This window comes from Haloarcula laminariae, from assembly GCF_025457605.1.
Taxonomy (GTDB): domain Archaea; phylum Halobacteriota; class Halobacteria; order Halobacteriales; family Haloarculaceae; genus Haloarcula; species Haloarcula laminariae.
On the sequence record NZ_JAMZFY010000002.1, the window covers coordinates 496,304 to 520,902 of the forward strand.

The 24,599-nt window shown below is 69.0% G+C and carries 30 protein-coding genes and 3 tRNA genes; 20 read left to right on the forward strand and 13 right to left on the reverse strand.

Annotated features, from left to right (window positions below):
* The first annotated feature begins 39 nt into the window (after positions 1 to 39).
* Entirely contained in the window at positions 40 to 819 is a 780-nt protein-coding gene (locus NJQ98_RS14150) for a sulfurtransferase (protein WP_262179789.1), read from the forward strand.
* On the opposite strand, the gene NJQ98_RS14155 is transcribed toward NJQ98_RS14150, so the two are convergent.
* Entirely contained in the window at positions 816 to 1,817 is a 1,002-nt protein-coding gene (locus NJQ98_RS14155) for an AI-2E family transporter (protein ID WP_262179791.1), read from the reverse strand. The genes NJQ98_RS14150 and NJQ98_RS14155 overlap by 4 nt on opposite strands.
* A 107-nt stretch (positions 1,818 to 1,924) precedes the next feature.
* Positions 1,925 to 2,605 carry a class I SAM-dependent methyltransferase gene (locus NJQ98_RS14160; RefSeq protein WP_262179793.1) on the reverse strand — a complete coding sequence of 227 codons (681 nt, stop codon included), beginning with the start codon at positions 2,603 to 2,605 and terminating at the stop codon, positions 1,925 to 1,927.
* A 78-nt stretch (positions 2,606 to 2,683) separates the two neighbouring features.
* Between NJQ98_RS14160 and NJQ98_RS14165 the strand changes: the two genes are divergently transcribed.
* The 4 genes from NJQ98_RS14165 (at position 2,684) to NJQ98_RS19155 (ending at position 4,447) form a co-directional block, all read left to right on the forward strand.
* Entirely contained in the window at positions 2,684 to 3,073 is a 390-nt protein-coding gene (locus NJQ98_RS14165) for a hypothetical protein (protein WP_262179795.1), read from the forward strand.
* 32 nt (positions 3,074 to 3,105) lie between these two features.
* On the forward strand, positions 3,106 to 3,546 hold the full coding sequence (locus NJQ98_RS14170) for a DUF2391 family protein (protein WP_262179796.1): 441 nt from the start codon (positions 3,106 to 3,108) through the stop codon (positions 3,544 to 3,546).
* A gap of 103 nt (positions 3,547 to 3,649) precedes the next feature.
* Positions 3,650 to 4,228, forward strand: a complete 579-nt coding sequence (locus NJQ98_RS14175) for a DUF7090 family protein (protein ID WP_262179798.1) — start codon at positions 3,650 to 3,652, stop codon at positions 4,226 to 4,228.
* Between the two features lie 63 nt (positions 4,229 to 4,291).
* On the forward strand, positions 4,292 to 4,447 hold the full coding sequence (locus NJQ98_RS19155) for a DUF7563 family protein (protein WP_220588552.1): 156 nt from the start codon (positions 4,292 to 4,294) through the stop codon (positions 4,445 to 4,447).
* Between the two features lie 40 nt (positions 4,448 to 4,487).
* On the opposite strand, the gene glmM is transcribed toward NJQ98_RS19155, so the two are convergent.
* A complete protein-coding gene (glmM, locus tag NJQ98_RS14180) occupies positions 4,488 to 5,804 on the reverse strand; it encodes a phosphoglucosamine mutase (protein WP_262179800.1) in 1,317 nt (438 codons plus the stop codon).
* Positions 5,805 to 5,906: 102 nt separating this feature from the next.
* Here glmM and rpiA point away from each other — a divergent pair, with 102 nt between their 5' ends.
* Positions 5,907 to 6,587, forward strand: coding sequence for a ribose-5-phosphate isomerase RpiA (gene rpiA / locus NJQ98_RS14185; protein WP_262179802.1), 681 nt, complete (start codon positions 5,907 to 5,909; stop codon positions 6,585 to 6,587).
* A 73-nt stretch (positions 6,588 to 6,660) separates the two neighbouring features.
* Here the strand turns inward: rpiA and NJQ98_RS14190 are convergent, their stop codons facing one another.
* Positions 6,661 to 6,828: a DUF1931 domain-containing protein gene (locus NJQ98_RS14190; protein ID WP_220588548.1), complete on the reverse strand. Its 168-nt coding sequence runs from the start codon at positions 6,826 to 6,828 to the stop codon at positions 6,661 to 6,663.
* 304 nt (positions 6,829 to 7,132) lie between these two features.
* On the opposite strand from NJQ98_RS14190, the gene larB reads away from it, so the two are divergent.
* From larB to NJQ98_RS14210, 4 genes are all read left to right on the forward strand, one after another.
* Positions 7,133 to 7,903 (forward strand): nickel pincer cofactor biosynthesis protein LarB, encoded by a 771-nt coding sequence (larB, locus tag NJQ98_RS14195; RefSeq protein ID WP_262179805.1) that lies wholly within the window; start codon positions 7,133 to 7,135, stop codon positions 7,901 to 7,903.
* A 109-nt stretch (positions 7,904 to 8,012) separates the two neighbouring features.
* The gene (locus tag NJQ98_RS14200) at positions 8,013 to 8,162 is read left to right on the forward strand and encodes a DUF7563 family protein (protein WP_220588546.1); all 150 of its coding nucleotides are present in this window, start codon (positions 8,013 to 8,015) and stop codon (positions 8,160 to 8,162) included.
* Positions 8,163 to 8,189: 27 nt separating this feature from the next.
* Positions 8,190 to 8,504, forward strand: a complete 315-nt coding sequence (locus NJQ98_RS14205; protein ID WP_262179809.1) for a GIY-YIG nuclease family protein — start codon at positions 8,190 to 8,192, stop codon at positions 8,502 to 8,504.
* Positions 8,505 to 8,583: 79 nt separating this feature from the next.
* On the forward strand, positions 8,584 to 9,972 hold the full coding sequence (locus tag NJQ98_RS14210) for a phosphohexomutase domain-containing protein (protein WP_262179811.1): 1,389 nt from the start codon (positions 8,584 to 8,586) through the stop codon (positions 9,970 to 9,972).
* Between the two features lie 7 nt (positions 9,973 to 9,979).
* On the opposite strand, the gene NJQ98_RS14215 is transcribed toward NJQ98_RS14210, so the two are convergent.
* From NJQ98_RS14215 to NJQ98_RS14225, 3 genes are all read right to left on the reverse strand, one after another.
* Positions 9,980 to 10,264 carry a HalOD1 output domain-containing protein gene (locus tag NJQ98_RS14215; RefSeq protein WP_262179813.1) on the reverse strand — a complete coding sequence of 95 codons (285 nt, stop codon included), beginning with the start codon at positions 10,262 to 10,264 and terminating at the stop codon, positions 9,980 to 9,982.
* A 66-nt stretch (positions 10,265 to 10,330) separates the two neighbouring features.
* On the reverse strand, positions 10,331 to 10,996 hold the full coding sequence (locus NJQ98_RS14220; RefSeq protein ID WP_262179815.1) for a helix-turn-helix domain-containing protein: 666 nt from the start codon (positions 10,994 to 10,996) through the stop codon (positions 10,331 to 10,333).
* A gap of 77 nt (positions 10,997 to 11,073) precedes the next feature.
* On the reverse strand, positions 11,074 to 11,448 hold the full coding sequence (locus NJQ98_RS14225; protein ID WP_262179817.1) for a GNAT family N-acetyltransferase: 375 nt from the start codon (positions 11,446 to 11,448) through the stop codon (positions 11,074 to 11,076).
* A gap of 174 nt (positions 11,449 to 11,622) precedes the next feature.
* On the opposite strand from NJQ98_RS14225, the gene NJQ98_RS14230 reads away from it, so the two are divergent.
* The gene (locus tag NJQ98_RS14230) at positions 11,623 to 12,027 is read left to right on the forward strand and encodes a DUF5788 family protein (RefSeq protein WP_262179819.1); all 405 of its coding nucleotides are present in this window, start codon (positions 11,623 to 11,625) and stop codon (positions 12,025 to 12,027) included.
* A gap of 8 nt (positions 12,028 to 12,035) precedes the next feature.
* Here the strand turns inward: NJQ98_RS14230 and samp2 are convergent, their stop codons facing one another.
* On the reverse strand, positions 12,036 to 12,236 hold the full coding sequence (samp2, locus tag NJQ98_RS14235) for a ubiquitin-like small modifier protein SAMP2 (protein ID WP_262179821.1): 201 nt from the start codon (positions 12,234 to 12,236) through the stop codon (positions 12,036 to 12,038).
* Between the two features lie 189 nt (positions 12,237 to 12,425).
* Between samp2 and NJQ98_RS14240 the strand changes: the two genes are divergently transcribed.
* Positions 12,426 to 12,812, forward strand: coding sequence for an SHOCT domain-containing protein (locus NJQ98_RS14240; protein WP_262179823.1), 387 nt, complete (start codon positions 12,426 to 12,428; stop codon positions 12,810 to 12,812).
* Position 12,813: 1 nt separating this feature from the next.
* On the opposite strand, the gene NJQ98_RS14245 is transcribed toward NJQ98_RS14240, so the two are convergent.
* The 3 genes from NJQ98_RS14245 to NJQ98_RS14255 form a co-directional block, all read right to left on the reverse strand.
* Positions 12,814 to 14,592, reverse strand: coding sequence for an ArnT family glycosyltransferase (locus tag NJQ98_RS14245; RefSeq protein WP_262179825.1), 1,779 nt, complete (start codon positions 14,590 to 14,592; stop codon positions 12,814 to 12,816).
* Positions 14,593 to 14,682: 90 nt separating this feature from the next.
* On the reverse strand, positions 14,683 to 15,450 hold the full coding sequence (locus tag NJQ98_RS14250; protein WP_262179827.1) for a DUF7537 family lipoprotein: 768 nt from the start codon (positions 15,448 to 15,450) through the stop codon (positions 14,683 to 14,685).
* Between the two features lie 357 nt (positions 15,451 to 15,807).
* A tRNA-Arg gene (locus NJQ98_RS14255) sits at positions 15,808 to 15,880 on the reverse strand.
* A 134-nt stretch (positions 15,881 to 16,014) separates the two neighbouring features.
* Here NJQ98_RS14255 and NJQ98_RS14260 point away from each other — a divergent pair.
* The 4 genes from NJQ98_RS14260 to NJQ98_RS14275 all read left to right on the forward strand — a co-directional run bounded on the left by NJQ98_RS14260 (position 16,015) and on the right by NJQ98_RS14275 (position 19,590).
* Entirely contained in the window at positions 16,015 to 16,518 is a 504-nt protein-coding gene (locus tag NJQ98_RS14260; RefSeq protein ID WP_262179829.1) for a hypothetical protein, read from the forward strand.
* 133 nt (positions 16,519 to 16,651) lie between these two features.
* Positions 16,652 to 18,091, forward strand: coding sequence for a single-stranded DNA binding protein (locus tag NJQ98_RS14265; protein WP_262179831.1), 1,440 nt, complete (start codon positions 16,652 to 16,654; stop codon positions 18,089 to 18,091).
* A gap of 53 nt (positions 18,092 to 18,144) precedes the next feature.
* Positions 18,145 to 18,582, forward strand: coding sequence for a histone (locus tag NJQ98_RS14270; RefSeq protein WP_262179832.1), 438 nt, complete (start codon positions 18,145 to 18,147; stop codon positions 18,580 to 18,582).
* Positions 18,583 to 19,590: a histone deacetylase family protein gene (locus NJQ98_RS14275; protein WP_262179834.1), complete on the forward strand. Its 1,008-nt coding sequence runs from the start codon at positions 18,583 to 18,585 to the stop codon at positions 19,588 to 19,590. It begins immediately after the preceding gene.
* On the opposite strand, the gene cca is transcribed toward NJQ98_RS14275, so the two are convergent.
* Positions 19,569 to 20,957: a CCA tRNA nucleotidyltransferase gene (gene cca, locus NJQ98_RS14280; protein ID WP_262179836.1), complete on the reverse strand. Its 1,389-nt coding sequence runs from the start codon at positions 20,955 to 20,957 to the stop codon at positions 19,569 to 19,571. The two genes, NJQ98_RS14275 and cca, sit on opposite strands and share 22 nt — an antisense overlap.
* A gap of 93 nt (positions 20,958 to 21,050) precedes the next feature.
* Between cca and NJQ98_RS14285 the strand changes: the two genes are divergently transcribed.
* The 4 genes from NJQ98_RS14285 to NJQ98_RS14300 all read left to right on the forward strand — a co-directional run bounded on the left by NJQ98_RS14285 (position 21,051) and on the right by NJQ98_RS14300 (position 23,664).
* Positions 21,051 to 21,123, forward strand: a tRNA-Asn gene (locus NJQ98_RS14285).
* A 171-nt stretch (positions 21,124 to 21,294) separates the two neighbouring features.
* Positions 21,295 to 21,369, forward strand: a tRNA-Ile gene (locus tag NJQ98_RS14290).
* A gap of 354 nt (positions 21,370 to 21,723) precedes the next feature.
* Positions 21,724 to 22,566 carry an alpha/beta fold hydrolase gene (locus NJQ98_RS14295; protein ID WP_262179837.1) on the forward strand — a complete coding sequence of 281 codons (843 nt, stop codon included), beginning with the start codon at positions 21,724 to 21,726 and terminating at the stop codon, positions 22,564 to 22,566.
* 171 nt (positions 22,567 to 22,737) lie between these two features.
* Complete coding sequence (locus NJQ98_RS14300; protein ID WP_262179839.1) at positions 22,738 to 23,664, forward strand: hypothetical protein; 927 nt, start codon at positions 22,738 to 22,740, stop codon at positions 23,662 to 23,664.
* Here NJQ98_RS14300 and NJQ98_RS14305 read toward each other — a convergent pair.
* Positions 23,661 to 24,581 (reverse strand): M48 family metallopeptidase, encoded by a 921-nt coding sequence (locus NJQ98_RS14305; protein WP_262179840.1) that lies wholly within the window; start codon positions 24,579 to 24,581, stop codon positions 23,661 to 23,663. The two genes, NJQ98_RS14300 and NJQ98_RS14305, sit on opposite strands and share 4 nt — an antisense overlap.
* Between the last annotated feature and the right edge of the window lie 18 nt (positions 24,582 to 24,599).

The window sequence follows — 24,599 nt, forward strand, 5'->3', positions numbered from 1 at the left end:
TGGGAGTTTTCAAGCGGCCCGAGCGGCTACGAGCCGGTAATGACCGACATCGTCTCCGCCGACTGGGTGGCCGACAACGCCGAGGGGCTCCGCGTCGTCGACGTGCGCGACGGCTGGGAGTACGACGCGATGGCCCACCTGCCCGGGGCCGTCTCGATTCCGTTCGACAGCTTCCGCACCGGCTCGGGCGACAGCGAGGGGATGTTACCCGCCCGCGGCGAGTGGGCCGACCTGCTCTCGGCGAACGGCATCGGCGCCGACAGCGAGGTAGTCGCCTACGACGACCACCACGGCGTCTTCGCCGCCCGCTTTCTGGTGACCGCGGAGCTGCTGGGTCACGACCCCGCGAAGCTCCACCTGCTTGACGGCGACTTCTCCAGCTGGCAGCTCGAACACCCGACGAGCAACGAAGCGCCCGAGGTGGCCTCGACCGACTACAGCGTCGAGCCGCCCGCGTCGACGCCGCTGGTCGACGCCGACCGGGTGGCCGCCGTCGGGGGCGACCCCGACGCCGTCCTCGTCGACACCCGCGACGAGGACGAGTACGCCGAGGGCCACATCCCCGGGGCCGTCCTGCTGGACTGGCGCGACCTCGTCGACGACGAGACGCGCGGCCTGCTCCCCCGCGAGGAGGCCCTCGCCGTCCTCGAATCGGCCGGTATCGTCCCGGAGAAGCGCGTCGTCCTGTACTGTAACACGGCCCGGCGCATCAGCCACACCTACGTCGTCCTCCGGCACCTGGGCTTTACCGATGTCGAATTCTACGAGGGGAGCCTCACCGAGTGGGAAGCTCAGGACCGTCCCCTCGAATCCGGCTAGCCGAGCTGCTGTTTCGCCGACCGGTCGGCCGACAGCAGGTTCGTCGCCTCGACCAGCAGGGCGATGACGACCGGCCCGGCGATGAAGCCGATGATTCCCAGCGAGAGCACGCCGCCCGTGAAGCCGACGAAGTAGAGGCTGGCCGGCATCCCCGTCGTATAGCGGGCCAGCCGCGGGCGGATGACCGCGTCGGGGAGAAAACCAACGAGCGTGAGCCCGAGCACCGTCACGACCGCCGCGCCGGCGGCGTCGCCGGCGACGGCCTCGGACGCGGCGATGGCGAGGATGACGACGCTCGGGCCGACGACCGGGACGAACTGGAGGACGCCCGCGGCGACCGCCAGCGCGAACGCGCCGTTGTACCCGAGCAGGGCAAACAGCCCCCAGGCCATCACGAAGGTGCCAAACGCCGTCGCCGCCTGCAGGACGTAGATGGCGTACAGCGTCGACCGCAGGCGCCTGTGGAACCGCTTGACGACGTCGTGATACGGCGTCGGGACGGTCCGGTAGACGACTTTCCCCGGGGCGCTTGGCTGCCAGAGCATCGCGTAGACCAGAATCGAGAACAGTACGACCTTGAGGGCGAGAATCGGCGACTCGCTCGCGAGGTCGACCGCCAGGGCCGTGACCCCGTCACGGGCGGTCACGAGCCACGACTGGATGTCGACGGTGTAGCTGAACTCGGTCACGGTGACGGTTATCTCGTCGGGCAGGCGCTGGAAGAAGGCAAAGAGGTCCCGCCGACGCCGGTAGACGACGAAGACCAGCGGGACCAGCACCACCGACCCGGCGACGAAGGCGATAGCCGTCGTCACGGCGGCGGCGATGCGCTTCGAGAGCCCGCGGCCGACGAACCACTCCGAGAGCGGGAAGAGCACGTACGCGACAGTTATCGCGAAGAAGACGGTCGCCAGCACGCTCGACAGCAACACCATGGCGAGCAGTACCAGCAGGACGAGCAACCCCGCGAGGACGTAGGTCCGCTGGCGAGTTGTCACGGGCTACCTTGTCGAGTGGTTACCAAAAGCGTTCCTCCGCTGCCGGCTGCTCGTCTATTCGACGCTACCGCCCACACGACCCACGAACAGACATGCTGTGCGGCGTCTCAGGGTGCGACGCCGACGGTGACGAGCGTCCCGAACTCGCGGTAGCGCTCGACCATCGCCTCCCGCGTCTCCCAGTCGTCGGTGGGGAACTCGCCCGGCGGCGGAATCTCTATCTCACGGTCGGGGACGTTGTCCTGGACGGCGACCGCGAGCCCGGCCTCCCGGAAGGCCTCGCGGTACTCCCGCCCGCTCCAGCGGGTCATCGGCACCTCGACCAGCTCGTCCCAGGAGTGGGAGTGGACGTTCTCCTCGTAGTAGTTCACCGCACAGTGAAAGGTGCCGCCGGGCCGGAGCACGCGGGCGACCTCTTCGAGGACGGCGTGGGGGTCGCCCGCGTAGTAGAACGCCTCCATCGAGAAGCAGTGGTCGACGCTGTCGGTCTCGAAGGGGAGGTGTTCGAAGTCGCCCACCAGAAAGCCCACGTCGCGGTCGTCGGTGTACTCGCGGGCGTTTGCGGCCATCGCCGGCGAGGCGTCGATGCCGTAGGCCCGGCCGGCGTCGGCGGTCTCCTTCAGCGCGCGGCCGGCGTAGCCGCTGCCCGACCCCAGGTCCAGCACGGTGTCGCCGGCCTCGACGGGCATGCGCGCGAGGACGTGCTTCGCGGTGTGCCAGTGGCGGTCCTCCATCCCGCGGTCCTTCCCGCTGGCGGCCCAGTCGTCGAACTCGTCGCTGACGCTCATACCCGAACTGGGGGCCCGCCGCCGAAACCGATTGCGTTTCGAAACGTATTATATCGCCGGGTGTCACTCGCCGGACAGATGCCGTCCGTCGCCGCTCTCGGAACCGCCGTGCTCGTCTTTGGCGGGCCGCTCGCGGCCGGCTACTGGGTCTTCCGCGACGCGGCCGCCCGCGGGAGCGACCGGGCCGGCCCCTACGGCGTGGCCGCGACGCTGCTCCCGATTCCGCTGGTCCCGCTGTACCTGTTCGTCCGACGGACGTGGCCCGAACGACGGCACTGGTCCCGGCGCGACCGGGCGGCCGGGACGGCCGCGGCCGCACTGCTGTCGGCGTGGGCCGTGGCGACGCTGCTCGCGCCGCCGGACCCGGGCTCGCAGTTCTCCTGGGGGGCGGGCGCGGCGGTCGCCGTCGCGGCCGTCGCTCACCCCATCGCCGTGCGATGGGTCGCCGTCCACGGACCAACCCAGTAGCGTTATCCGCGGCGGTGTCACAAAGCGTGAGTATGGCACGCCGTCGCCGCTACCGCGTCGCCGACACCGCCCAGCAGGTCGTCGGGGGGTTCCTGCTGGCCGGCCCCTTCGTCGTCACCGAGGAGGTCTGGGTGCTCGCATCGAACATGACCGGGTATCACGCCGTGCTGGTGGCGGCTATCGTCTTCGCCATCGGCTACGGCGCGCTGTATCAGGCCGACGCCGGCCGCGACATCGAGACGGAGGCGGAGGTGGCCGGCGTCCCGATACGGTTCGTCTCGCTGATGGTCGTCGCCTTCGGCTCCGTGGCCCTGCTCGCGCTGGCGCTGACCGCGCCGAACACCTTCCTCGTCGAGGGCGGCATCCTCACAGAGCCCACGCGCCTGGCCGTCGCACTGACGACGGTAAAGGCCGTCAGCGTCGGCGCCATCTTCAGCGTCGTCGGCGCGGCGACCGCCGACAGCGTGTTCTGACAGGGGCTGTCAGTTCGGGGTTTCACGTTCGCTCGAAGGCTACAACCGGGTCGTCAGGCTGCCTCGCAAAAGTTAAAGCGTGTCGCCCCGCCCTTTGCCTCACATGGAATACACGCTGGCCATCGACAACACGCCCGAGACCGTCGAGGGCGGCACCGGCATTCTGCTGGTCCACCCGAGCACCGGTGCGACCGACCGGCTCGACACCGACTTCCTCTCGACGGATACGGACGCGATGCTGGTCATCTCGACGCGGACCACCGCCCGCGAGGTCAAACAGAAACTGGAGTACTACGAGGTCGACGAGGACCGCGCGACCATCCTCGATACGCTCTCCGTCGAGCGCGGGTACACCCGCCGCCAGTCGGACCAGGTCCGGTACGTCTCCGCGCCCGATGACCTCGACGGCATCGTCGCGGAGACCGAGCAGTTCCTCGCGAGCCACGACGGGAAGCTGCGCGTGAGCTTCGACTCGCTGACTGAACTCATCTACTACGCCGACGAACAGCGGGCCCTCGAAGCCGTCGACGACATCCTCGAACTCCTCGACGAGTACGACGCCGTCGGGATGTTCCACCTCGCCCAGGGGGTCCACGACGACGACACCGTCGCGCGGTTCCGTGAGCTGTTCGACGGCGTCGTCGAACTGGACGAGGACGGGACCGTCACCAGCGACTTCTGAGCGTATTGGTAGCATTTGTCACGACATCACAATTAAGGCGATATACTCCGTTTGTCGAGGTGTATGCCGGAATGCCAGAACTGTGAGAACTTCGTAACTGCCGCATACGCGCGGGTTTTTACGCCCAACGGCGTCGAGAAACCGCGGGTCTGTCCGCAGTGTGAGGACAAGATACGCGACGGGGCCGACATCCGCGAGGCCCGGTCGACACGCAGATAACCGCTCTCTCCCGTGACTGGGTCAGTCACGGGTAGCCCGTCTACTCGCGAGCGGCCGACAGACAGTCCCGCGCCGTCGCCATGACCTCGTCGGCGCGGGCCTCGTCGCGGGCTTCTGCAGTCACCCGGACGAGCGACTGGGTGCCGCTGGCGCGCAACAGGAACCAGGCGTCGCCCAGGTCGACGCGCACCCCGTCCAGCGTCGTCACGTCGTCGTACTCGGCGCGGATTCGCTCGCTGACCCGCTCCATCACCGCGCCTTTCTCCTCGACGTCGACGCTGTCCCGGCGAATCGGGTACGTCGGGACCTCCGCGATGCGCTCGGCCAGCGACCGGTCGGCGTCGAGCGCGGCGATGGTACAGGCCGCGAGCGGGCCGTCCGGACAGAGCGTGTGGGCGGGCCATATCCACGCGCCGCTCGGCTCCCCGCCGAAGGCCACGTCGGGGGCCTCGGCGGCCTCGGCGACGTAGACGTCGCCGACCGGCGTGTACTCCACCCCGACGTCTATCTCGGCGAGGTAGTCCGCGACCGCCAGGCTCGTGTCCACCGGCACGGCGACGCGCTGGCCCGGCTCCGCGGCCGCGCGGGCGAAGAGGGCCAGCGTCACGTCCCCGGTGAGGTAGGTGCCGTCGCCGGCGACCGCCCGCATCCGGTCGGCGTCGCCGTCGTGGGCGATACCGATGTCGGCGTCGCCAGCCCCTACGAGCGTCGCCAGCGACCGGCAGTTCTCCGGCGTCGGTTCGCTGGGCCGGCCCGGGAACGCTCCGTCGGGTTGGGCGTTCAGCGTCTCGACGTGACAGCCCAGCGACTGCAACACGTCGACGGTGACGCCGCCGGCGCCGTTGCCAACGTCGACGACGACGCGGCTGTCCATCGCCTCGCAGTCGAGTTCCGACCGGATGGCCTCGGCGTGGCGGGCGCGGGCGTCCCACGTCTCGATGCTCCCGCTCCCGTCCCACGCGGCCGGCTCGAACGCCCCCGACTCGATGCGGTCCTCGATGCGGCGCTGGCCCTCGCTGTCGAAGGCCTGGCCCGAGGGCTGCCAGAGCTTCAGCCCGTTGTCCTCGGGCGGGTTGTGGCTCGCGGTGATGGAGACGCCGGCGTCGGCGTCGCGCCACCCCACCGCGCGGCCGACGGTGGGCGTCGCCGCCACGCCCACGTCGACCACGTCGGTGCCGCTCTCGCGCAGTCCGGCGACCAGCGCCGACTGGAGGAACTCGCCGCTCGCGCGCGGGTCACGACCGACGACGACGCGGTCGCAGTCGACGCCCAGCGCCCGCCCCAGCGACAGCGCGAGGTCGGCCGTGACCGTCTCGCCCACGGGACCCCTGATACCGCTCGTTCCGAAGAGTGCCATACGTCGACCGCGGGGGCAGCCGAAAAAAGGCTACCGACGTGGGAACCGTTGGCACGACGCTGGAGAACAAACGTTTTGTCCGCATCCGCTGCACGTTCACCCATGAAACAGGGTGGCTCCGACGCGGCGAAACGCGCGGCCGGCGAGTCGGCGGCCGAGGCGGTCGAGGACGGGATGGTCGTCGGGCTGGGCACCGGGTCCACGGCGGCCCACGCCGTCCGGGCGCTCGGCCGGCAGGTCGACGCCGGGCTGGACATCGTCGGCGTCCCGACCTCCTTCCAGTCGCGGGAACTGGCCCGGGAGGCCGGCGTCCCGCTCGCCGAACCGGACGAGGTGCGCGTCGACCTGGCGATAGACGGCGCCGACGAGGTGGCCGGCGGCGACCTGATAAAGGGCGGCGGGGCGGCCCACGCCCGCGAGAAGATAGTCGACGCGAGCGCCGACCGCCTGCTCGTCGTCGCCGACCCGACCAAGACCGCCGAGACCCTCTCACAGCCCGTCCCGGTGGAGGTGCTGTCGGCGGCCCGGACCACGGTTGCAGCGAGCGTCCGCGACCTGGGCGGCGAGCCGACGCTCCGGCAGGCCGAGCGCAAGGACGGCCCCGTCGTCACCGACAACGGCCATCTCGTGTTGGACTGTGCCTTCGGCGACATCGACGACCCGGCGGCGCTGGCCGGGGAGCTGGCGGCGCTGCCCGGCGTCGTCGAACACGGGCTGTTCGTGGGGCTGGCCGACGAAGTCCACGTCGGGCGCGAGGACGGCGTGACGGTCGAGCGGCTATAGGGGCCGTACTCGACCTCGGACGACGCTGTCGCTACGCGGTTTGTACGAATAAAAAACCGACTGAAAATCGACCTTACAGGTCTCGCGGCTGGACTGTCTTCCGGTCGTTGGCGTCGGCTCGGCGGGCGGCGTCGGCGAGCAGCTCCTCGACCTCGGCGTCGAGTGCGTCGTAGAAGTCCGACGCAACGTTCATGTCATCGAGCTCTTCCTTCACGGCGGCTTTGACGATTAGGTCTGCCATACACTGCGCTGTGCGAAGGGATTGTTTAAATACTTTCCCCAATTGGGTCGCTCTCACCGGTACTCACGGGGGTTTCAGGGCGTTTCGGCCAACTGTACCCATATAAATAAGGCACATTTCGGCGTCATCGGGGCGGCTGGGGCCACATAGTTGATATACGAGGAGCTATCGGGCCCCTCACGCACTCTCGCGCGCGCTGCCGGCGGTTTTCCTGTTTGCCGTGTTGACAGGGGACAGGACCCGGTGGCGTCCCGCCCGTGGCGGGAACCGACGGATAGGAGTGGGCGGCCCTCGGACAGGGGGTATGCGCGAGATACTGGAAGCGGTCGCGGCGGGGGACCTGACCCCCGCCGAGGCCGAGTCGGAACTCGCCGGCTACGCGACCACCGGAGCCGGCCGCTTCGACGCGGCCCGGGAGGCCCGCTCGGGCGTCCCCGAGGCTGTGCTGGGCACGGGCAAGACGGCCGGGGAACTCGCCGACCTGGCGACGACCGCCGTCGAGACGACCGGCCGAGCCATCGTCACCCGAATCGATGCGGCCGGTGCGGGCGCCGTCCGTCGAGCGCTGGCCGAGAGCGCCCCGGACGCCACCGTCCGGTGGGACGAGCGGGCGCGGTGGCTCGTGGCCACCGGCCCCGGCTTCGAGCGGCCAGCTATCGACGCGGACATCGGCGTCGTCACTGCCGGCACCTCCGACGCCGTTCCGGCGGGCGAGGCGGCGATGATAGCCCGCGAGATGGGCGCGAACGTGACGCGAATCGACGACGTCGGCGTCGCCAGCCTCGCCCGGACCGTCGACGCCACAGACCGACTGCGCGACCGGGACGTCCTCGTCGTGGCCGCCGGACGGGAAGGCGCCCTCCCCACCGTCGTCGCCGGGCTGGTCGACACGCCGGTCATCGGCCTGCCGGTCTCGACGGGCTACGGTCACGGCGGCGAGGGTGAGGCCGCCCTCTCTGGGATGCTCCAGTCCTGTACGGCGCTCTCGGTCGTAAACGTCGACGCGGGCTTTACCGCCGGCGTCCAGGCGGGGCTCGTCGCCAGACGGGTCGCGGCGGCGCGGGCGGGCGAATGAGCCGGGCCGATACTGTCAGCGCGGATGGATACCAAAACATTTGGGTAAACGAATATAGGACTAGAGCACCTCTGTTTGTCCGTCGGCGGTGGTGTCGCCGACGAACACGATGCCTGAATGCAATCACTGCGGCGCGCACGTCTCGGACCAGTTCGCCCGTGTGTTCGCGGACGAGTACGGACACATCCGGGCCTGCCCGAACTGCTCGGCGAACGCTGGCATCGCCGAGGTCTCGAAAGAGCGTGCCCACGAAGCGTGAGACCGACTGGGTCACCAGCATCGTGCGATGACCACCACGCGGAGCCCTGACCACTACGCCTACGTGCTGCGGTGTAGTGACGGCAGCTTTTACACCGGCTACACGACCGACGTACAGCGCCGGGTGCGTGAACACGACGCCGGCGAGGGCGCGAAGTACACCCGCGGCCGGACGCCGGTCGAACTCGTTCACGTCGAGCGTTTCGAGTCGAAGTCGGCGGCGATGTCCCGCGAGTACGAGATAAAACAGCTCACGCGAACCGAGAAGGAGCGGCTGGTAGCGGACGGTACTGCCGCGAGCGGGGAGCCGGGCGACGGGGACGACCCCTCCGCGGACCGGTGAGCGGGAGCCAGCCCGACGAAGGCGTCACGCGCTGAGACAGGGGATGACCTTTTTGAGAGCCCCACGTGACTGTTCGGTCATGGACGAAGACGATGCCGCAGCGATACGCTTCGGGACGGACGGCTGGCGAGCGACCCTCGACGTGTTCACCGAGCCCCGGGTGCGAATCGTCGGCCAGGCCCTCGCGACGACGTTCCGCGACCGCGGCGAGGACGGCTCCGTGGTCATCGGCTACGACGCCCGGGAGACCTCGCGGGGGTTCGCCGAGGAGCTGGCCCGGGTGTTCTGTGCCAACGGGTTCGACGTACTGCTGCCCGACCGGGACACGCCCACGCCAATCGTCGCCTGGACGGCCAAGGAGGGCGACCACGCCGGGGCGCTCCAGATTACGGCGAGTCACAACCCGCCCGAGTACAACGGCGTGAAGTTCATCCCCGGCGAGGGCGCGCCCGCGCTGCCCGACCTCACAGAGGAGGTCGAGGACAACCTCGCCGAGCCCGAGAGCCTCCCCGAGGACGAACACGGCGAGGTCACCGAGCGGGACCTCGTGGCCGACTACGCCGACCACGCCATCGAGTACGCCGACGCCGACCTCGACGGGCTCACCGTGGCCTACGACGCGATGTACGGCAGCGGCCGCGGCGTCACCGACGCCCTGCTGGAGCGGGCCGGCGCCGACGTGACCGCGATGCGGGACTACCTCGACCCCGACTTCGGCGGCGGGTCGCCCGAGCCCACGGCCGAGAAGGTCGGCGACCTCATCGAGGCCGTGACCGGGGGCGAGGCCGACATCGGCTTCGTCAACGACGGCGACGCCGACCGCCTCGGTATCGTCACGCCCGAGCGGGGCTTTCTCGACCCGAACCTCTTCCTCGCGGCGATGTACGACTACCTCCTTGAGACGCGCGAGGGCGACGTGGTGCGGACGGTCTCGACCTCCTCTATCGTCGACCGCGTCGCCGAGGACCACGGCCAGGCCGTCCACGAGACCGCCGTCGGCTTCAAGTGGGTCGCCGAGGCGATGGCCGAACACGACGCGCTGTTCGGCGGCGAGGAGTCGGGCGGGTTCGGCCTGACCGACCACCTCCGGAACAAGGACGGCGTCCTGCTGGCGTTGGTCGCCGCCGCCGCCGAGTCCGAGCAGTCCCTCGACGCCCGCGTCGACGACCTCATCGAAGCCTACGGGGAGATACACCAGAGCCGAATCAGCGTCGACTGCCCCGACGACCGGAAGGGGCCGGTGCTCTCGGACCTGGAGACCGAACTGCCTGAGACCGTCGCCGGCGTCGACGTAGACGGCATCAACACCGTCGACGGGTTCAAGGTCCGCCTCGAAGACGGGACGTGGCTCCTGATGCGGCCCTCCGGCACCGAGCCGAAACTCCGCATCTACGCCGAGGCCGGGAGCGAGGAACGCGTCGACGAGCTGCTGGCGGCCGGCCGGGACCTGGTCGAGCCGCTGGTGTAGAACGAGATTACGGTTCGAGAACGACGCGACCCGTGCTGTGGGCCGTGACCGTGTAGTCGTGGTAGTCGAACGTCACCGTTCCGGCCGACTCGTCTGCGAACAGCGAGTCGAGGGCGTCGGGGTCGATGGCCGTGTACAGCGGGTCGAGGGCCGAATCGGCGTCCGGACCGGGGACGGCGTCCAGACCGGTGACGGCAGAAACGGCCCGGATAACGGTGTCGCTGAGCGATTCGGATTCGGAGGAAACGAAGTCCCGCGCCGACGTGCGTTGGTCGTATGCGTTGGCTGACATCTGTCCGATATAGGTCTACTGGAGTGTTGGGTGTGGCTGTTACCTATGTAATCTATTTATATGCCGTCAGCTGTTCCCGTCCCGGCCCGAGAGGAGCGTCGACCCGATGAGCGAGCGGTAGCCCCGTCGGAGCCTGGATGCGAACGCCTGCCGCGTGATGCCGAGCTCGGACGCGAGCGCCGTCTGGTCGACAGCACGGGGGTCGTCGTAGTACCCCGACTCGTAGGCCAGTAGCAGCGCCTCGTGCTGTTCGGGCGTGAGGTCGTAGCCGGTGTCGGGCGCCATCTCCGAGAGCTGGCTGAGGCGGGCGAGGGTCACGTCGACGTCCAGCTCCGAACAGCGCTGCTGGAACTGCGAGAGCTGTTCGACCGTCGTCGCGCGAATCTCGAAGTTCCAGCCGTCCGCCGAGCCCGACGCGGCGAGCACCGTCACGCCGGCCGCCGCGATGGCCTCCATGATGCCCAGATACTCCGGCTCCCACTCGGCGCGGAACAGCCCCTTCTCCCCGGTATCGACCAGCAGGTCCGCCGAGCGCAGCTCCGGGAGGCCGTCGAACAGCGCCCGGACGCCCTCCAGGTCCCGGCCCGGGTCCTGTACCCAGAAATACGGCATGACCGTGTCGCCGCTCGGGACGACGCGGTCGAGTTCGAGCGTCGCCTCGGGCCTGTCCTCGAAGATTTTTCCCAGGGGGAAGTCGGCGGCTGGGAGCGTGAAATCGGCGATGGAGACCATACCGGCGCTTGGGTTGCCGGGTGCTTAAGTCCGTATGTGTTGACACTATTGGGGCCGGGCGATAGGCATGGCCCGTCTCAGCGGCGCTGGCCCCACAGGCGACCCGACTCGGCGGCCGGCTCGATGTCGAACCCCAGCCCCTCGTAGAACGGCCGCAGGTCGGCGTCGAACTCGGCGGTCAGGCGGTCCCGGCGCTCGCCGGCCGCCTCGACCAGCGCCGACCCGATGCCCTGACCGCGGCGCCGACGCCGGACCGCGACGGCCTCGACGTGGTCGCCCGAGAGCACCAGCGCGCCCAGCACGCGCTCGCGGTCCGCCGAGACCGCGACGAGCACGTCGCCGCCGTCGATAGCGTCCCCGACCGCGCCGGCGTCGACGGCGAGCGCCGCGCCGTCGAGGACGTTCATCACGTCCGGGAGGTCCCGTCCCGTCGCCTCGCGGACGCCGGTCATCCGTCTCCCGCGTCGTCGGTGGCCGCGGGCTGGTCGCCGAGAGCGGATCGCGGGAGCGCTGTGGCCGTGACGGGCATACCGGACGTACGCGCTCGGCCGTCAAAAACGGGGGGACAGCGCGGTGTCCGGCCGCGACGACGGGCGACTTTTCAGCGTGGCTCCGCTACCGCCGGTATGGACGACGCGACCCGCGAGAAACTCCTCCGACGCGTCAACCGACAGGGTGCGACCGTCGGTGCCTCGCTCCCGGAGACGGTCACGATAGACGGCGAGGCGCTCCCGCTGGCGGAGTTCGTCGTCGAGACCCGGCGGGTCCCGGGCGTCCCGCCGGAGAGCCGGGAGCTGCTCGCGAGCGCGAAGAAGACGCTGCGGAGCGAGCGCGCCCGGCGGCTGGAGCGCCTGGAGTCAGACCCCCTGGACCGGGAAACCGCCGAGACGCTGGCCGACGAAATCGTCGGCATCGACCGGGCGCTGAACGCGCTCGACAACATCCGACAGCCCGACTACGGCGATACGGCCAGGGCGGCCGCCATCGACGACCACAAGCGTTGGACGGGCTTTCTCGACAAACTCAGCTAGGCGGGCGGTCACCCGCCCTTGATGAGCCGGACGACGCGGACGTGGTCGCTCTCGACGGGCTGGTTCGTCGGCACCGTCCGCTCGTCGACCAGCACCGACACCGCGTGGGGCGAGAGGTCGAGCGGGGCGAGCAGGTCGGCGTAGGTGGCGTCCTCGGCGACGGTGACCTCGTGGGTCTCCTCGCCGGCCACCTCGACGGTGACGTCCATGCGCGTGTGTAACCGGATCGCCGGCTTCAGTGTGTCGGCTGGAGGCTGTAGTCCGGACGACTGCGTATCCCTCTCGGTCCCGACGCCGCGAGCCACAGCCGAACGGCGGGGTAGTCGTTCGACCGCCGCGCCGCCGGAACGCCCCGAACGCGGCACAACGACTATCGACGCTCGCGTTGTCGGTTCGATATGACCGCGGACGAGGAGGAAGACCCGCTCGCGTCCATCGTTGCCGGCAGCGTCACGGCGCTGACGTTCCTGGTCGGTTTCGGGCTCATGTTCGTCGGCGTCCCCTACTTCTGGGTCGCCTTCCCCGTCGGCTTCGGCGGGCTGCTTCCGGCGGCGATGGGCGCCACGCGGCTCTACCAGCGCCGACGGGAGGCCGACGGACCCACGAGTGAGGACGACCCGCTGGCGACGCTGCGGGACCGCTACGCCCGCGGCGAGCTCTCCGACGCGGAGTTCGAGCGACAGGTCGAGCGGCTGCTGGAGACCGAGGACGCCGAGACGGTCCGGGATCCGTCGCCACCCGACTCGTCGAGTCCCGCCGTCGAGCCGGACCGCGAGACCGAGTAGGCTAGAAGGGGTGCTCGTGGGGGCTGGTACAGGGTTTGGTGCGCTGCAGGACGAGCGTGTACTGGTTGGCCGCAAGCTCCTGCTCGTCGGCGAACTGGTCGGTGTGAGGGACGACGCCGTAGCGCAGCAGGTCGGTGTAGTCGCCGGGCGTCGCCCGCTGTGGGACGAAGTTCGGGGGCCGCTCGCCGAACTCCGCGACGATTTCGTAGTCCGTTTGCTCCTCGACCAGGTCGCGGACGTAGGTCCGCTGTGCCTCCCCGTTGCGGTAGTAGGTCCCCTGTTTCAGATACAGGAGGTCGCGGTAGCCGAGCTGGATGTACTCGGGACAGGGGTCGATTTGCTCGGGGGTCTGGAACCGATGGTTGATGGGCATCCCGTGAGGGACCGCGGTGTCCTGGAGGTTCACGCGGTACACCTCCACGGTCTCGTTCTGGTCGGCGTTTTCGACCAGCCACTCCTCGGCCTCGTCCCGTGGCATCGAGGCGAAGCCGACCGCCCCCATGCCGGCGTACACCGCTGTCGTGACCAGCAACAGCGCCATCACCGGCCGAGCGACGGCCGGATTCCACGCGCGCAGGTCCCGCAAGGCGTTCGCCGACAACAGCGCGAGCAGCGGGAAGGTCGGCAGCAGGTGGTGGACCCGGAAGTCGTGCCACTGGGAGAACATCCCGACGTAGACGACGAGCATGACGAGTACGAGCGCGATACCGTAGCGACCCTCGCGCCGCTTGCGCAGCCCGATGACGCTCCCGACGACGCCGGCGACCGACGCGAAAAACAGCGGCAGCCCCATCCCGCTGAAGTACCCCCGGAGGAACCACCACGCGATGGGGGCGTCCGGGCCCGTCGGCCAGCTCACCCGCGAGGCCGACCCGCCGAAGATACGCTCGACTAGCTGGTCGACCCCGCCCACGACGAACGTCGGGAAGCCAAGCAGTATCGTCACCAGCCCCAGCGTCGCGCCGATGCCGAGCAGGCGCGGGGCGAGCAGCGTTTTGAGGGTGTCGTCGGCCTTCAGCGCCCGGAGGACGTGGGCGACGCCGACTCCGAGGATGACCGGCGCGGCGGTGAGCTTGAAGGCGATTGCGGCCCCGCCACAGGCCGCGCCGACGTAGAAGGGAAGGCGCTCCCCGCTACGGACGTAGACGTACAGGAAGTTCAGCGCGAGCAGGACGAAAAACAGCGCCGGCATGTCCTCCCCGCCCTCGTGGGCGATAGTGAGAAAGCCGAACGTCAGCGTGAGAAGGGTTGCGGCGAGCCGCCCAGTCAGCCGGTCGACGGCGGCGGCGCCGAGCCGGTAGGTCAGGTAGACCGAACCCAGCGCGAAGGCGACGTTGAACAGCCGCACGAACGCGAGGCTCCACGTCCACACCCACTCGGGCGTCCCCGCCCACAGGTCGTAGTAGCCAAACGCGGGTTCGGGGTAGCCGACGGAGGCGAAGATATCCGCGCGGCCGGTCGCCACTGCGACGACGACCACCGGCAGCAGCGCCAGCGCGAACAGGTACAGCGTCGCGCCGAAGGGGACCCGGCTCCACTGGACGCCGTTCTGTAGCGACTCGACGCTCGGGTCGGCGAGCACCCGCCCGATGGGGACCACAGCGTCTATCAGGCGGTCTTTCTCGTCCCGGGTCGCGAAGTTCGGGACGCGGTGGAAGAACCAGAAACTCGCCAGCAGGGCCGCGGCGACCATGATGTACGGGAGATACGGGTCGGCGCGGAAGTCCTCGCGGACCTGCGACCGCACCCGGTCGAACGGCTCCCGCCCGGGACCGAACATACCCTCACAAACCCCCAGGGACGACAAAAGTTGTCTGGTCTCACCCGCACGACCGACGCCGCACTCCTCGAGACGTTCGGGCCGTATCAGCTACGGCGCCCGGGACTCGTCGACCCAGTCGGGCTGGGACACCGTGATATCGTCGTAGCGGAACGCCATCTCGGTGCCGTAGGTGCCCTCCGGCGTCTCGATTGTGACTGTGAGCGAGTGTATCCGGCCGTCCGGACCGACGACCGCCCGGCCGTCGACCGACTGCACGTCGCTCCGGGCGAAGCCGGACTCGGTGGTGTTGCCGCTCAACTCGCTCTCGTTGAGCGACGCTCCCTCGTAGACGACTGCGTCCTCGCCGTCGACGGTCGTGGTCCCGGTCTCCGTCCACTCCACGAACCCGGTGTACAGGAAGCCCCCGATGACGGCGGCCCCCGCCTTGATGTTCGTCGCGACCCCGACGGTGCTGTTGGTTTCGCCGTACTGCACGTCCCCGGTGGTCCCGTTCCGAGCGGCGACGTAGTCGGCCGTGGAGTACACCGCCGTCGTTCCCGACGGTCGAGTGAGCTCCACGAGTTCCCGGCCGGCAGCCGTATCGTTTCTTATCAGCACGTTCGTCTGGTCGGAGCCGTTGAACACCGTCACGTTGGTCTCGGTGGCGCTGTCGATCAGGTTATCGCCCCCGGCCGTCGACAGCGACCCGGTGCCGCCCGACTCCGCGCCGTCACCGCCCGCCGTCGGTGTCCCCTCGATTTGGGTCCCGGTTTCGGTGCCGTCTGCCGTTCCGGGCTCGGTCGGTGACACGTCGCCGCCGCTACAGCCGGCGAGCAGCAGCAACGCCGCTACCACGATAACTGTCGATTTTCTCATCACCCCGTAATGGAAATGAGATAGCAAATAGCTTCGGCCAACAGCTCTTTAAAACCCTCCGCGGGACCGCCGTTCGGCCCCGTGGGGCTCGCGTGCTCGAAGGTCTGCAGGGGTTACGCAATCGCCTCGCTGTCGCTCGGCGGTTCGCGTCGGTAGAAACGTCCGGACGGAGTTCCACACGAGCGAAGCGAGCGTGGAGCACGTCCGTACGTGCACGAAGTGAACGTCCGAACGGAGATTTGAACCGAGGCGAGAAATGCTCGCTTCGCTGCGCGGTCCTCGCGTGTTCACATATCCGCGCAGAGTTTCACCGACGCGGTTGCCTCGCTGTCGCTCGGCGGTTCGCGTCGGTAGAAACGTCCGGACGGAGATTTGAACTCCGGTCCCTGGCTCCGCAAGCCAAGAGGATAGTCCACTACCCTACCCGGACTCATATTGAAGGAGGGTGGTCGCTTTGAAAAGGGTGACGGTTCGACCCCCACCACGCGAGGGGTGCCCACACCTCGCTCAAAGCCGTCTTTGACTCACCGAAAGGGGCTTTCTTTCAGGGGCTGTACCCCGGATATGGACAGACGAACCCTCCTCGGTACTGTCAGCTCCATCGGCGTCGCCGCACTTACCGGCTGTCTCTCAGACGGTACCGGCGACAGCACCCCGAGTGCTACCGGAACCGGCGCTACCACCGCGACTCCCAGCCCCACGCCGACGCCGAACACGACGCTGAGCGACTTCACGTTCTCGGTCTCCGGAATCGAGAGCGGCATACAGACCGACTCGGCGACCGTCTCGGCCGACGACGGAAACGTCGTCGTCGAGGGTACCATCTGGGGCGCCGACGGCTGTCGGACCGCCGAACTCCCCAGCGTCAACTACGACGGTACGACCGACGGGCTGACCGTCCCAGTCGAGACGACCGAGCGTGCGGACGCCGGCGACGGCTGTACCCAGGCGACCGTAGAAATAGCGTACACGGCAACGATATCCTTCGAGAACGGACTGCCGGACACCGTCGTCGTCACGCACGACCGCGGCGACGGGCCGGCGACGGTCACGACCACCTCGCTGTAGGGCGGACGTTTATATCCGATGCCGGAACCAGCCCGGCGTATGGTGACGCCGAGGACAGAACCGACAGACGGCAGCGGGTCGCTGGGGCAACGACAACGCTTAAGCGCGCCCCTGACCTGGCTCCCATAGATAGATGGGCGAGATAGGGGATATCTACGCGGACCTCGAAACCGACGTCTCCGAGGAGGAGTTCCGCGAGGCCGTCGAGGAGAAGGTCGAACAGATGGGTGGCCTCGCCGACGAGGAGACCGCGGCGATGTTGCTGGCCCACGAGCTGAACGAGGGTGAAGTCGAAACCGTCGCCGATATCGAACCGGGGATGGACGAGGTGAAGTTCATCGCGAAGGTGATGGCCATCGGCGACCTGAAGACCTTCGAGCGGGAGGGCGAGGACGAGGACGGCCGCGTCATCAACGTCGAGGCCGCCGACGAGACCGCGAGCGTCCGGCTGGCCTTCTGGGACGGGCAGGCCGTCGACATCGCCGACGGGATGCTCTCCGTGGGCGACGTGCTACGCGTGAAGGGTCGTCCGAAAGACGGCTACAACGGGCTGGAGGTCTCGGTCGACAAGGCCGAACAGGACGAAGACGCCACCGTCGACGTCGAACCCGGCGACGGCTCGACCGTCGACGCGCTCACGATGGGCCAGTCGGACGTGACCCTGCGCGGGCTGGTGCTCGACACCGACAGCGTCCGGACGTTCGACCGCGACGACGGCAGCGAGGGGAAGGTGTCGAACCTCACACTGGGCGACGAGACCGGCCGCGTGCGCGTCACGATGTGGGACGACCGGGCCGACCGCGCGACCGAAATCGAGCCTGGCACCGCCGTCGAGGTCGTCGACGGCTACGTCCGCGAACGCGACGGCGCCCTGGAACTGCACGTCGGCGACGACGGCGCCGTCGACGAGATCGACGAGACCGTCGACTTCGAGCCCGACGCCGACCCCATCGACAGCGTCGAGCTGGAGGCGACCGTCGACATCGCCGGCGTCGTCCGCTCGGCTGACCCCGTCCGGACGTTCGACCGCGACGACGGCAGCGAGGGGCAGGTACGCAACATCCGCGTTCAGGACGCCACCGGCGACATTCGGGTGGCGCTGTGGGGCGACAAGGCCGACAAGGACATCCAGCCCGGCGACGAGGTGCTGGCCGCCGACGTGGAGATACAGGACGGCTGGCAGGACGACCTCGAAGCCTCCGCGAGCTGGAACTCGACTATCGTCGTCCTCGACGACGGTGCGACCCCCGCGGCCACGCCCGAGGAGGCCGACGACGACCAGCACGCCGGGCTCTCCTCTTTCGCCGACGGCGATGATGGCAGCGATGCGACGGCAGCGGCCGACGCCGACGGCGGGGCGACGACCGACAGCGGTGACGCCACCGGCGGCACACAGGCCGCCGAACAGGTCGAATTCACGGGCACCGTGGTCCAGACCGGCGACCCCGTCGTGCTGGACGACGGGGAGCAGACGATGAGCGTCGAGACGGGCGAACGCGTCCAGTTGGGTCAGGAAGTCACCGTCCGCGGGGTCGTCGAGGACGGCCGACTCGACGCCGACGGCGTGTTCTGAGGGGAAACGACGCTACGGAAACTCTTAAGACCGCAACACTCCCGGTTGTGGGTATGAGCGTCGAGCTTCCGTTCGCGCCCGTGGACGCGGTCATCCGACGGAACGCGGACGGGTTGCGGGTGAGCGCCGGCGCGGCAGAGGAACTGGCTCGCCGAATCCAGGAGCGGGGCGCCACACTCGCCACGGCGGCCGCCGAGGAAGCGACGCGGGACGGCCGCAAAACGCTGATGCCGTCCGATTTCGGCGTCGAGGCCGTCCCCGACAAGGACGGTCTGGAACTCCCGGTCGCACCGGTCGACCGCATCGCCCGCCTCGACATCGACGACGACTACCGCGTCGCGATGGACGCCCGCGTGGCGCTTGCCGACATCCTCGAATCGTTCGCAGACGACGTCGCTGCCGCCGCGGCCGACCTCGCCCGCCACGCCGACCGGCGGACAGTGAAGGCAGCAGACGTCGAGACGTACTTCGAACTCGCCCAGTACTACTGAATGAACTTCGGCTACCGCGAGATATGTCTCGACCACGACACCGGTGAGCGCCACCCCGAGAGCCCCGACCGCCTGCGGGCGGTCCGGCGCGCGCTCAAGGAGTGCCACGGCGTCCAGTACGTCGCGGCCGACGACGCCGACGTCGACCTCATCCGGGCCGTCCACGACGCCGACTACATCGAGGAGTTCCGCGAGTACTGCGAGGACGGCGGCGGCCACTGGGACGCCGACACGGTCGCCGTCGAGGCCACGTGGGACGCCGCGCTGGCCTCGGCCGGCCTGGCCGTCTGGGCGGCCGAGAACGCCGGGACGGACGTCCCGGCCCGCCGGACTCCCTTCGCGCTCGGCCGCCCGCCGGGACACCACGCCGTCGGCGACGACGCGATGGGCTTCTGTTTCATCAACAACGCGGCCGTGGCCGCACAGGCCGCGCTGGACAACGGCGCCGATGGCGTCGCCATCCTCGACTGGGACGTCCACCACGGCAACGGCACGCAGGACATCTTCTACGACCGCGGCGACGTGTTCTACGCCTCAATACACGAGGACGGGCTCTACCCCGGTACCGGCGAAATCGACGAGACGGGTACCGGCGACGGCGACGGGGCGAACTGCAACGTCGTCTACCAGCCCGGCGCCGACACTGCCGACTACCTGGCGGCCATCGACGAGGTCATCGCGCCCGCAATCGCCGACTACGACCCCGACCTGGTGCTCGTGAGCGCCGGCTTCGACGCCCACGAACACGACCCCATCTCTCGGATGCGTGTGAGCACCGAGGGGTACGGGCTGATGACCGACCGGATGGTCGGGCTCGCCGACGACTGCGACGCCGGGCTCGGTTTCGTCCTGGAGGGGGGCTACGGCCTGGACACGCTCTCGGATTCCGTCAAGATGGTCCACGAGGTCTTCGACGGCTACCAGCCCGTCGAGCCGGACGACGGCGTGAGCGAGGAGGCCCGCGAGGTGCTCGACGCGCTCGAACGTCAGGGCTTTGGCTCGAAGTAGGTCGCCAACTCGACACCGAAACCGTCCGCCAGTGCCGCGATATCTTCGCCGACCAGTACCTCGTAACCGTCCTCCAGCGCCGACGAGATGTGGGGGCCGAGGCGGACGTCGAGCAGGGCGTCGCTGTCGAGAAACGCACCGGCCGTCCGGAACTCCCGCGGCCGCTCGACCACGTAGCGGTCGCCCTCGATGAACGGCCCCGTCACGTCCGGGTCGTCGGCGTAGGCGTCGTAGAACCCGCTCGCGTGTTCGCGCACGTGGACCGGCGGCCCCTCGTGGCGCTCGACGGCCGGCCGCTCGAAGACGCTCAACTCGACGAGCAGGGCGGCGCCGTCCGTCCACGTCTCGCCCTCACCACCCTCCTCATCGGTCGCCAGCGCCGTCGACCGGAACACGTCGAACCCGCGGCGGTCGAGTTCCTCGGTCAGCCCCGTCAACGACTTTCGGAGCTGGGGCCAGAGCTGGTCGTCGACGATGTCTGGCCTGTCGAACCGCACCGCGACGGGGGTCGTATCTCGACGCTGGACGGCGGCGGCGACGCGTTCGCCGTCGTGGGCAGCCGGCTCGCTCGGCTCGAACAGCGTCGTCCGGGGCTCGCTCAGCAGCTCGCGGGCGTAGTGTTGCAGGCGGGCGACGTTCTCGGCCGAACACACTGCCGCGACGTTGCGGTCCGGGTCCGTCGGGTCGACCACGACGAGGGGGTCGTCGAACTCGGTGGTCCCGTGGTCCTCCGGGTCGAACGTCACCGGCGGCTGCCAGTCGGCCGCCGCCTCGACGAGCGCCCGGAAACTTCCGTACTCGACCGTGAGCAGTTCCGTCAAATAGCCCGAGAAGCCACGCGTCCGGAGGTCGCTCCCGTAGACGCCGATACCCTTCAGGAACTGTTTGGTGACGCGGACCTCGCCCGCGAGGCCGTCGTCCAGCCGGTCCGCCAGATACCGCGTGTGGAACGGCGTCCGGTCGACGGCCGACTGGATGGCCCTCGCCGACTCGACGGCGTAACACGGCACGAGGTCGACCGCGTACCCGTCCACTTCGCCGACGACGTAGGGGTGCTCGGCGTACTCCTCGTGGCCGTCCGGGAGGACGGCGTGACCCACCGAGAGCCCGTACTCCTCCAGTTCCGACCGCTCCAGGTCGGGCGAAAAGGCGACGAACACGTCCACGTCGCGGTCCCCCGCGGTCCACGTCCCCCGGGCCGTCGAACCGACCTGCAGCACCTCGGCTTCGACCGGCAGGTCAGCCACTGCCTCCCTGGCCCGCTCCATCACCGTAGCTGCGGCCCCCTGTAACCGCTCGCGCTCCCCGTCGTCCGGCGTGACCCGCTCTCGGACCCGCGAGACGACGGCGTCGAACTCCTCACTCATTGCCTGTGGCTTCACCGAGAGTGCGTGAAAGCGTGTCGATGGACGACTGAAACGAAAGCCCTAATTACCAACTCGGGTTACAACCGAGTGCGAGCCGCCGTAGCTCAGTTGGTAGAGCACCTGGTTGTTACCCAGGTTGTCCCAGGTTCGAGCCCTGGCGGTGGCGTACTTCTGCGGCCAATCTGACGGTGAGCACAGCGAGCTGTTCGTGAGCGACGCGGATGTTTCCTGCTTGCACCGGGGTGTCGGAACGTCCGCGTGTGAACCTCCGGCCACGCGTTGTACAACGACTCCGACCCGACAGGCTAAAGATGCGGACCCAAGAAATCCCTCGTGAGGGCCCTTAGCTTAGTCTGGTTAAAGCGATCGGCTCATAACCGATTGAGCGCTGGTTCAAATCCGGCAGGGCCCACTTACTGAACGTGCCATGCCGTATCCGGCAGGCGCCACAACAATATGTTCCGAGAGTCGTGACTAATCTGTTTGACGTGCTCGCTCTCAGCCGACCGTGAGTCATCTATCGTCCGAACGGAAAATTCGGGGCCGCCGCAACGCTCTGTTTTCGCACGGTGTCTTTACGAGTAGCGGCGGCTCGCTGTCTGAGTCGCTCTTCGTCACGCCAAACAGTATCGGTCTCTGGCCAAGTTTGATATAGCAGATAACGATATAACACCGCTCACAGCCGAACTGCGGATTCGACCGGAAACAGCTCCTTCACCTCTCCAATCGGCGAAATCCTTCAGTGGATGGCCAAAATACTGTTAGTATGGAGACAGAACGTACTGTCACGGTCGACGGGTCCCGAATCCGCTACCGCGTTGTCGGCGATGGGGCGCCCGTCGTTTTGCTTCACGGTGGCCGTATCGATGCCGCACGGGTCTCTTGGCCGCCCGTCATCGAGCGACTCGCACCCGACTATCGGGTCCTGGCCCCGGACCTGCTGGGCTACGGTGAGAGCGACCTACCGCCAGGTCCGTACTCGATACCGCGCCACGCGGGGATCGTCGCCGACGTGCTCGACGAGCTCGCTCTCGGACCGGTGACGCTCGTCGGCCTCTCCTTGGGCGGTGGCGTCGCGATGCAGGTCGCGTTGGACCGCCCCGACCTCGTCGAGCGGCTGGTTCCCATCGACCCGTTTGGCCTCGGTCGCGCGCTGCCAAACGGCCAGCTCTCGTACGCGTTCGCGCGCGTGCAACTGTGTAACAAGCTAGCTATCGCCGCTTTCCGACGGAGCCGCCGACTCACGCGGGCGAGCCTCGGCGGTATCGTCCACGACCTCGATAGCCTGTCCCCAGCGGCCGTCGATGCCGTCTACCGAGAGGTCCAGCGACCCACCGCCGGTGCGGCCTTCCGACGCTTTCGGGACAGCGAGGTCACCCGCGAGGGCTATCGAACGACGTTTACCGACCGGTTCGACGAGTTCTCGATGCCGACGCGGTTCCTTCACGGAGCTCACGACGACCTGTTCCCGGTCGGGTGGGCCCGGCGGGCGGCTAGCGAGGTTCCGGACGCCGACCTGACCGTCCTGGACGACTGCGCTCACTGGGCGCCCCGTGAGAACCCCGACGCCGTCGCTACCCATGTCAGCGACGCGATTCCGGACCAGTGAGGGCCTGTCGATAGATGCCACTGTTGTCGGACTGTTCTGCGAACGTGCTACAATAAATCATATAGCGCGATATAGAACGGACTAATCGCGACTGAACCGTATCGCAAGTGGCGTCGTCGACCGGCCGGCAACCACGGCCTGTTTTGCCCGTGACGGTCGAACGGGACGAACATGCAATCGGTCCATTCCCACTGTATGGTCGAGACGGCGCTCCCGTCGGCGGTGGCGGAGTATTTCGCGCCCGAACGGGAGACGCTGGCCGCATATCTCGACCAGGTGCCGGCACGACTCGACCCGACGGCGGGGGACCCTACCGTCGGCCCCGTCCACGCCCTGCCGTGGCTGTACGTCGCGGACCTGACCGGCTGGCGCGGGTTCGCCCTCGCACGGTTGCTCGCGGCCGAAAGGGACTGTCCCTGTTACCGGCTGTCGCCGCTGGCCCGCGACAGCGTCGACACGCTGTGGCGGGTGCTCGACCGGAGTAGCGAGGGGCCGGTCGTGCTCCACGTCGAGCTTCGGGGCGACACCGGCCCGGTGCCGGGGACACTCCGGGAGGCGCTGTGGCGGGGGTACGACCAGCCGGCAGGTGCCGACGACCCCGCCTCGGGCGACCCGGCCAACCTGCACGTCGTCTTCACCGATACGCGGCCGTCGAAGCGGCTCACGTCGCCGCTGCCGGACGCGACCGCGCCGGTCAGCGGGGCCGCGCTCTCGTATGCGCCCAGGGAGAGCATGACGCCCGAACACCCACACGGGACGACGACGCTCGCGTCCCCGCCCCGCCTCTCCGAGCGGACCGACCGGCTTCAGGCGCTGCTCTCGGCCGCCCTCGACGGCGTCGGGACCGACGAGGCGCGGGCGGCCTTCGTCGACAGCGCGGTCGAGGCGCTGGTCATCACCCACTCCACTATCGGTAAGCAGGACCTCCTGTTCGACGTATCGCCCCGAATCGCGCTGCAACACGGTCACCGGCTGGACTCGCTCGGGGTCGAGGGAACGCTCGCGGCGCTGCGGAAGGACCTGCTCGCACAGGTGCCACAGAGCCCGACCACCGGGGAGCTCCGACGGACGCTGGCGTCGCTGCTCGACGCCGACTAGCCGCGCCGTCGGGCCAGCCGCTCCAAGCGCGCGACCCGGTCGTCCATCGGCGGGTGCGTCGACAGCAGCCGCGACAGCCGACTCTCCTCGGTACCGTGAACGTACAGCGGCGTCAGCGGCCCCAGGTCCGGGGTCGAGGCCCGTTCTATCTTCCGTAGCGCCCGAGCCAGTGCCAGCGGCTTCCCCGTCAACGCGGCGGCCCGGTCGTCGGCCGCCCACTCCCGGCGCCTGGAGTACGAGAGGACGAGCAGCGTCACGGCAAAGCCCGCCAGCGCGACGGCGCCCAGCGCCCCCCGGTGGGTCCGCCCGAGCAGCGACTGCGACCACGAGCCGGGGTCGCCACGGAGCAGGGCGACCGCCCGCGCGATGCCGCCGGTCAGTACCACCACCGGAAACAGGACGACACCGACCAGCCCGACGATGCTCTGGGTGAGGCTATAGCCCAGCGTCTGCACCAGCGCGTCCCGGCGCTCGAAGTGCGCCAGTTCGTGGGCCAGCAGCGTCTCCAGTTCGTCGAGCGACAGCAGGGCAAAGAGGCGCCGGTCGACGACGATGGCCCCGCCCGGTCCGCCGACGGCGAAGGCGTTGGGCACCGGGAGCCGCGCGACCAGCAGCGACGGTTCGCCGGCCCGCATCCGCTCGGTCAGGCGGTCGTACCGACGGTACAGCGCCGGGGCCCGGGAGCGGGGCAACTCCACCGCGTCGAGCGACCGCTTGAGCCGCGCCGTTCCGGTCCAGTAGCTGAGGGCGCCAAAGAGCAGGGCCGTCCCGAGGACGGTGGCGACGACGACCATCACCGGTGGCCGCTGGGTCCACAGCGCGCGGAGGAGCCAGTAGCCGACGACGCCGGCGAGGAGGTAGATGACCAGCGTCCCCAGCCCTAACACTCCCAGCACCACCCGCCGACTGGAATTCATGTGGGGCCGTAGGCGACG

Bases quoted from the DNA above. Each gene is read 5' to 3' on its own strand.
- NJQ98_RS14150 (WP_262179789.1), top strand. From the start codon at position 40: ATGACCGACATCGTCTCCGCCGACTGGGTGGCCGACAACGCCGAGGGG.
- NJQ98_RS14160 (WP_262179793.1), bottom strand. From the start codon at position 2,605: ATGAGCGTCAGCGACGAGTTCGACGACTGGGCCGCCAGCGGGAAGGAC.
- NJQ98_RS14165 (WP_262179795.1), top strand. From the start codon at position 2,684: ATGCCGTCCGTCGCCGCTCTCGGAACCGCCGTGCTCGTCTTTGGCGGG.
- NJQ98_RS14170 (WP_262179796.1), top strand. From the start codon at position 3,106: ATGGCACGCCGTCGCCGCTACCGCGTCGCCGACACCGCCCAGCAGGTC.
- NJQ98_RS14175 (WP_262179798.1), top strand. From the start codon at position 3,650: ATGGAATACACGCTGGCCATCGACAACACGCCCGAGACCGTCGAGGGC.
- NJQ98_RS19155 (WP_220588552.1), top strand. From the start codon at position 4,292: ATGCCGGAATGCCAGAACTGTGAGAACTTCGTAACTGCCGCATACGCG.
- glmM (WP_262179800.1), bottom strand. From the start codon at position 5,804: ATGGCACTCTTCGGAACGAGCGGTATCAGGGGTCCCGTGGGCGAGACG.
- rpiA (WP_262179802.1), top strand. From the start codon at position 5,907: ATGAAACAGGGTGGCTCCGACGCGGCGAAACGCGCGGCCGGCGAGTCG.
- NJQ98_RS14190 (WP_220588548.1), bottom strand. From the start codon at position 6,828: ATGGCAGACCTAATCGTCAAAGCCGCCGTGAAGGAAGAGCTCGATGAC.
- larB (WP_262179805.1), top strand. From the start codon at position 7,133: ATGCGCGAGATACTGGAAGCGGTCGCGGCGGGGGACCTGACCCCCGCC.
- NJQ98_RS14200 (WP_220588546.1), top strand. From the start codon at position 8,013: ATGCCTGAATGCAATCACTGCGGCGCGCACGTCTCGGACCAGTTCGCC.
- NJQ98_RS14205 (WP_262179809.1), top strand. From the start codon at position 8,190: ATGACCACCACGCGGAGCCCTGACCACTACGCCTACGTGCTGCGGTGT.
- NJQ98_RS14210 (WP_262179811.1), top strand. From the start codon at position 8,584: ATGGACGAAGACGATGCCGCAGCGATACGCTTCGGGACGGACGGCTGG.
- NJQ98_RS14215 (WP_262179813.1), bottom strand. From the start codon at position 10,264: ATGTCAGCCAACGCATACGACCAACGCACGTCGGCGCGGGACTTCGTT.
- NJQ98_RS14220 (WP_262179815.1), bottom strand. From the start codon at position 10,996: ATGGTCTCCATCGCCGATTTCACGCTCCCAGCCGCCGACTTCCCCCTG.
- NJQ98_RS14225 (WP_262179817.1), bottom strand. From the start codon at position 11,448: ATGACCGGCGTCCGCGAGGCGACGGGACGGGACCTCCCGGACGTGATG.
- NJQ98_RS14230 (WP_262179819.1), top strand. From the start codon at position 11,623: ATGGACGACGCGACCCGCGAGAAACTCCTCCGACGCGTCAACCGACAG.
- samp2 (WP_262179821.1), bottom strand. From the start codon at position 12,236: ATGGACGTCACCGTCGAGGTGGCCGGCGAGGAGACCCACGAGGTCACC.
- NJQ98_RS14240 (WP_262179823.1), top strand. From the start codon at position 12,426: ATGACCGCGGACGAGGAGGAAGACCCGCTCGCGTCCATCGTTGCCGGC.
- NJQ98_RS14245 (WP_262179825.1), bottom strand. From the start codon at position 14,592: ATGTTCGGTCCCGGGCGGGAGCCGTTCGACCGGGTGCGGTCGCAGGTC.
- NJQ98_RS14250 (WP_262179827.1), bottom strand. From the start codon at position 15,450: ATGAGAAAATCGACAGTTATCGTGGTAGCGGCGTTGCTGCTGCTCGCC.
- NJQ98_RS14260 (WP_262179829.1), top strand. From the start codon at position 16,015: ATGGACAGACGAACCCTCCTCGGTACTGTCAGCTCCATCGGCGTCGCC.
- NJQ98_RS14265 (WP_262179831.1), top strand. From the start codon at position 16,652: ATGGGCGAGATAGGGGATATCTACGCGGACCTCGAAACCGACGTCTCC.
- NJQ98_RS14270 (WP_262179832.1), top strand. From the start codon at position 18,145: ATGAGCGTCGAGCTTCCGTTCGCGCCCGTGGACGCGGTCATCCGACGG.
- NJQ98_RS14275 (WP_262179834.1), top strand. From the start codon at position 18,583: ATGAACTTCGGCTACCGCGAGATATGTCTCGACCACGACACCGGTGAG.
- cca (WP_262179836.1), bottom strand. From the start codon at position 20,957: ATGAGTGAGGAGTTCGACGCCGTCGTCTCGCGGGTCCGAGAGCGGGTC.
- NJQ98_RS14295 (WP_262179837.1), top strand. From the start codon at position 21,724: ATGGAGACAGAACGTACTGTCACGGTCGACGGGTCCCGAATCCGCTAC.
- NJQ98_RS14300 (WP_262179839.1), top strand. From the start codon at position 22,738: ATGCAATCGGTCCATTCCCACTGTATGGTCGAGACGGCGCTCCCGTCG.
- NJQ98_RS14305 (WP_262179840.1), bottom strand. From the start codon at position 24,581: ATGAATTCCAGTCGGCGGGTGGTGCTGGGAGTGTTAGGGCTGGGGACG.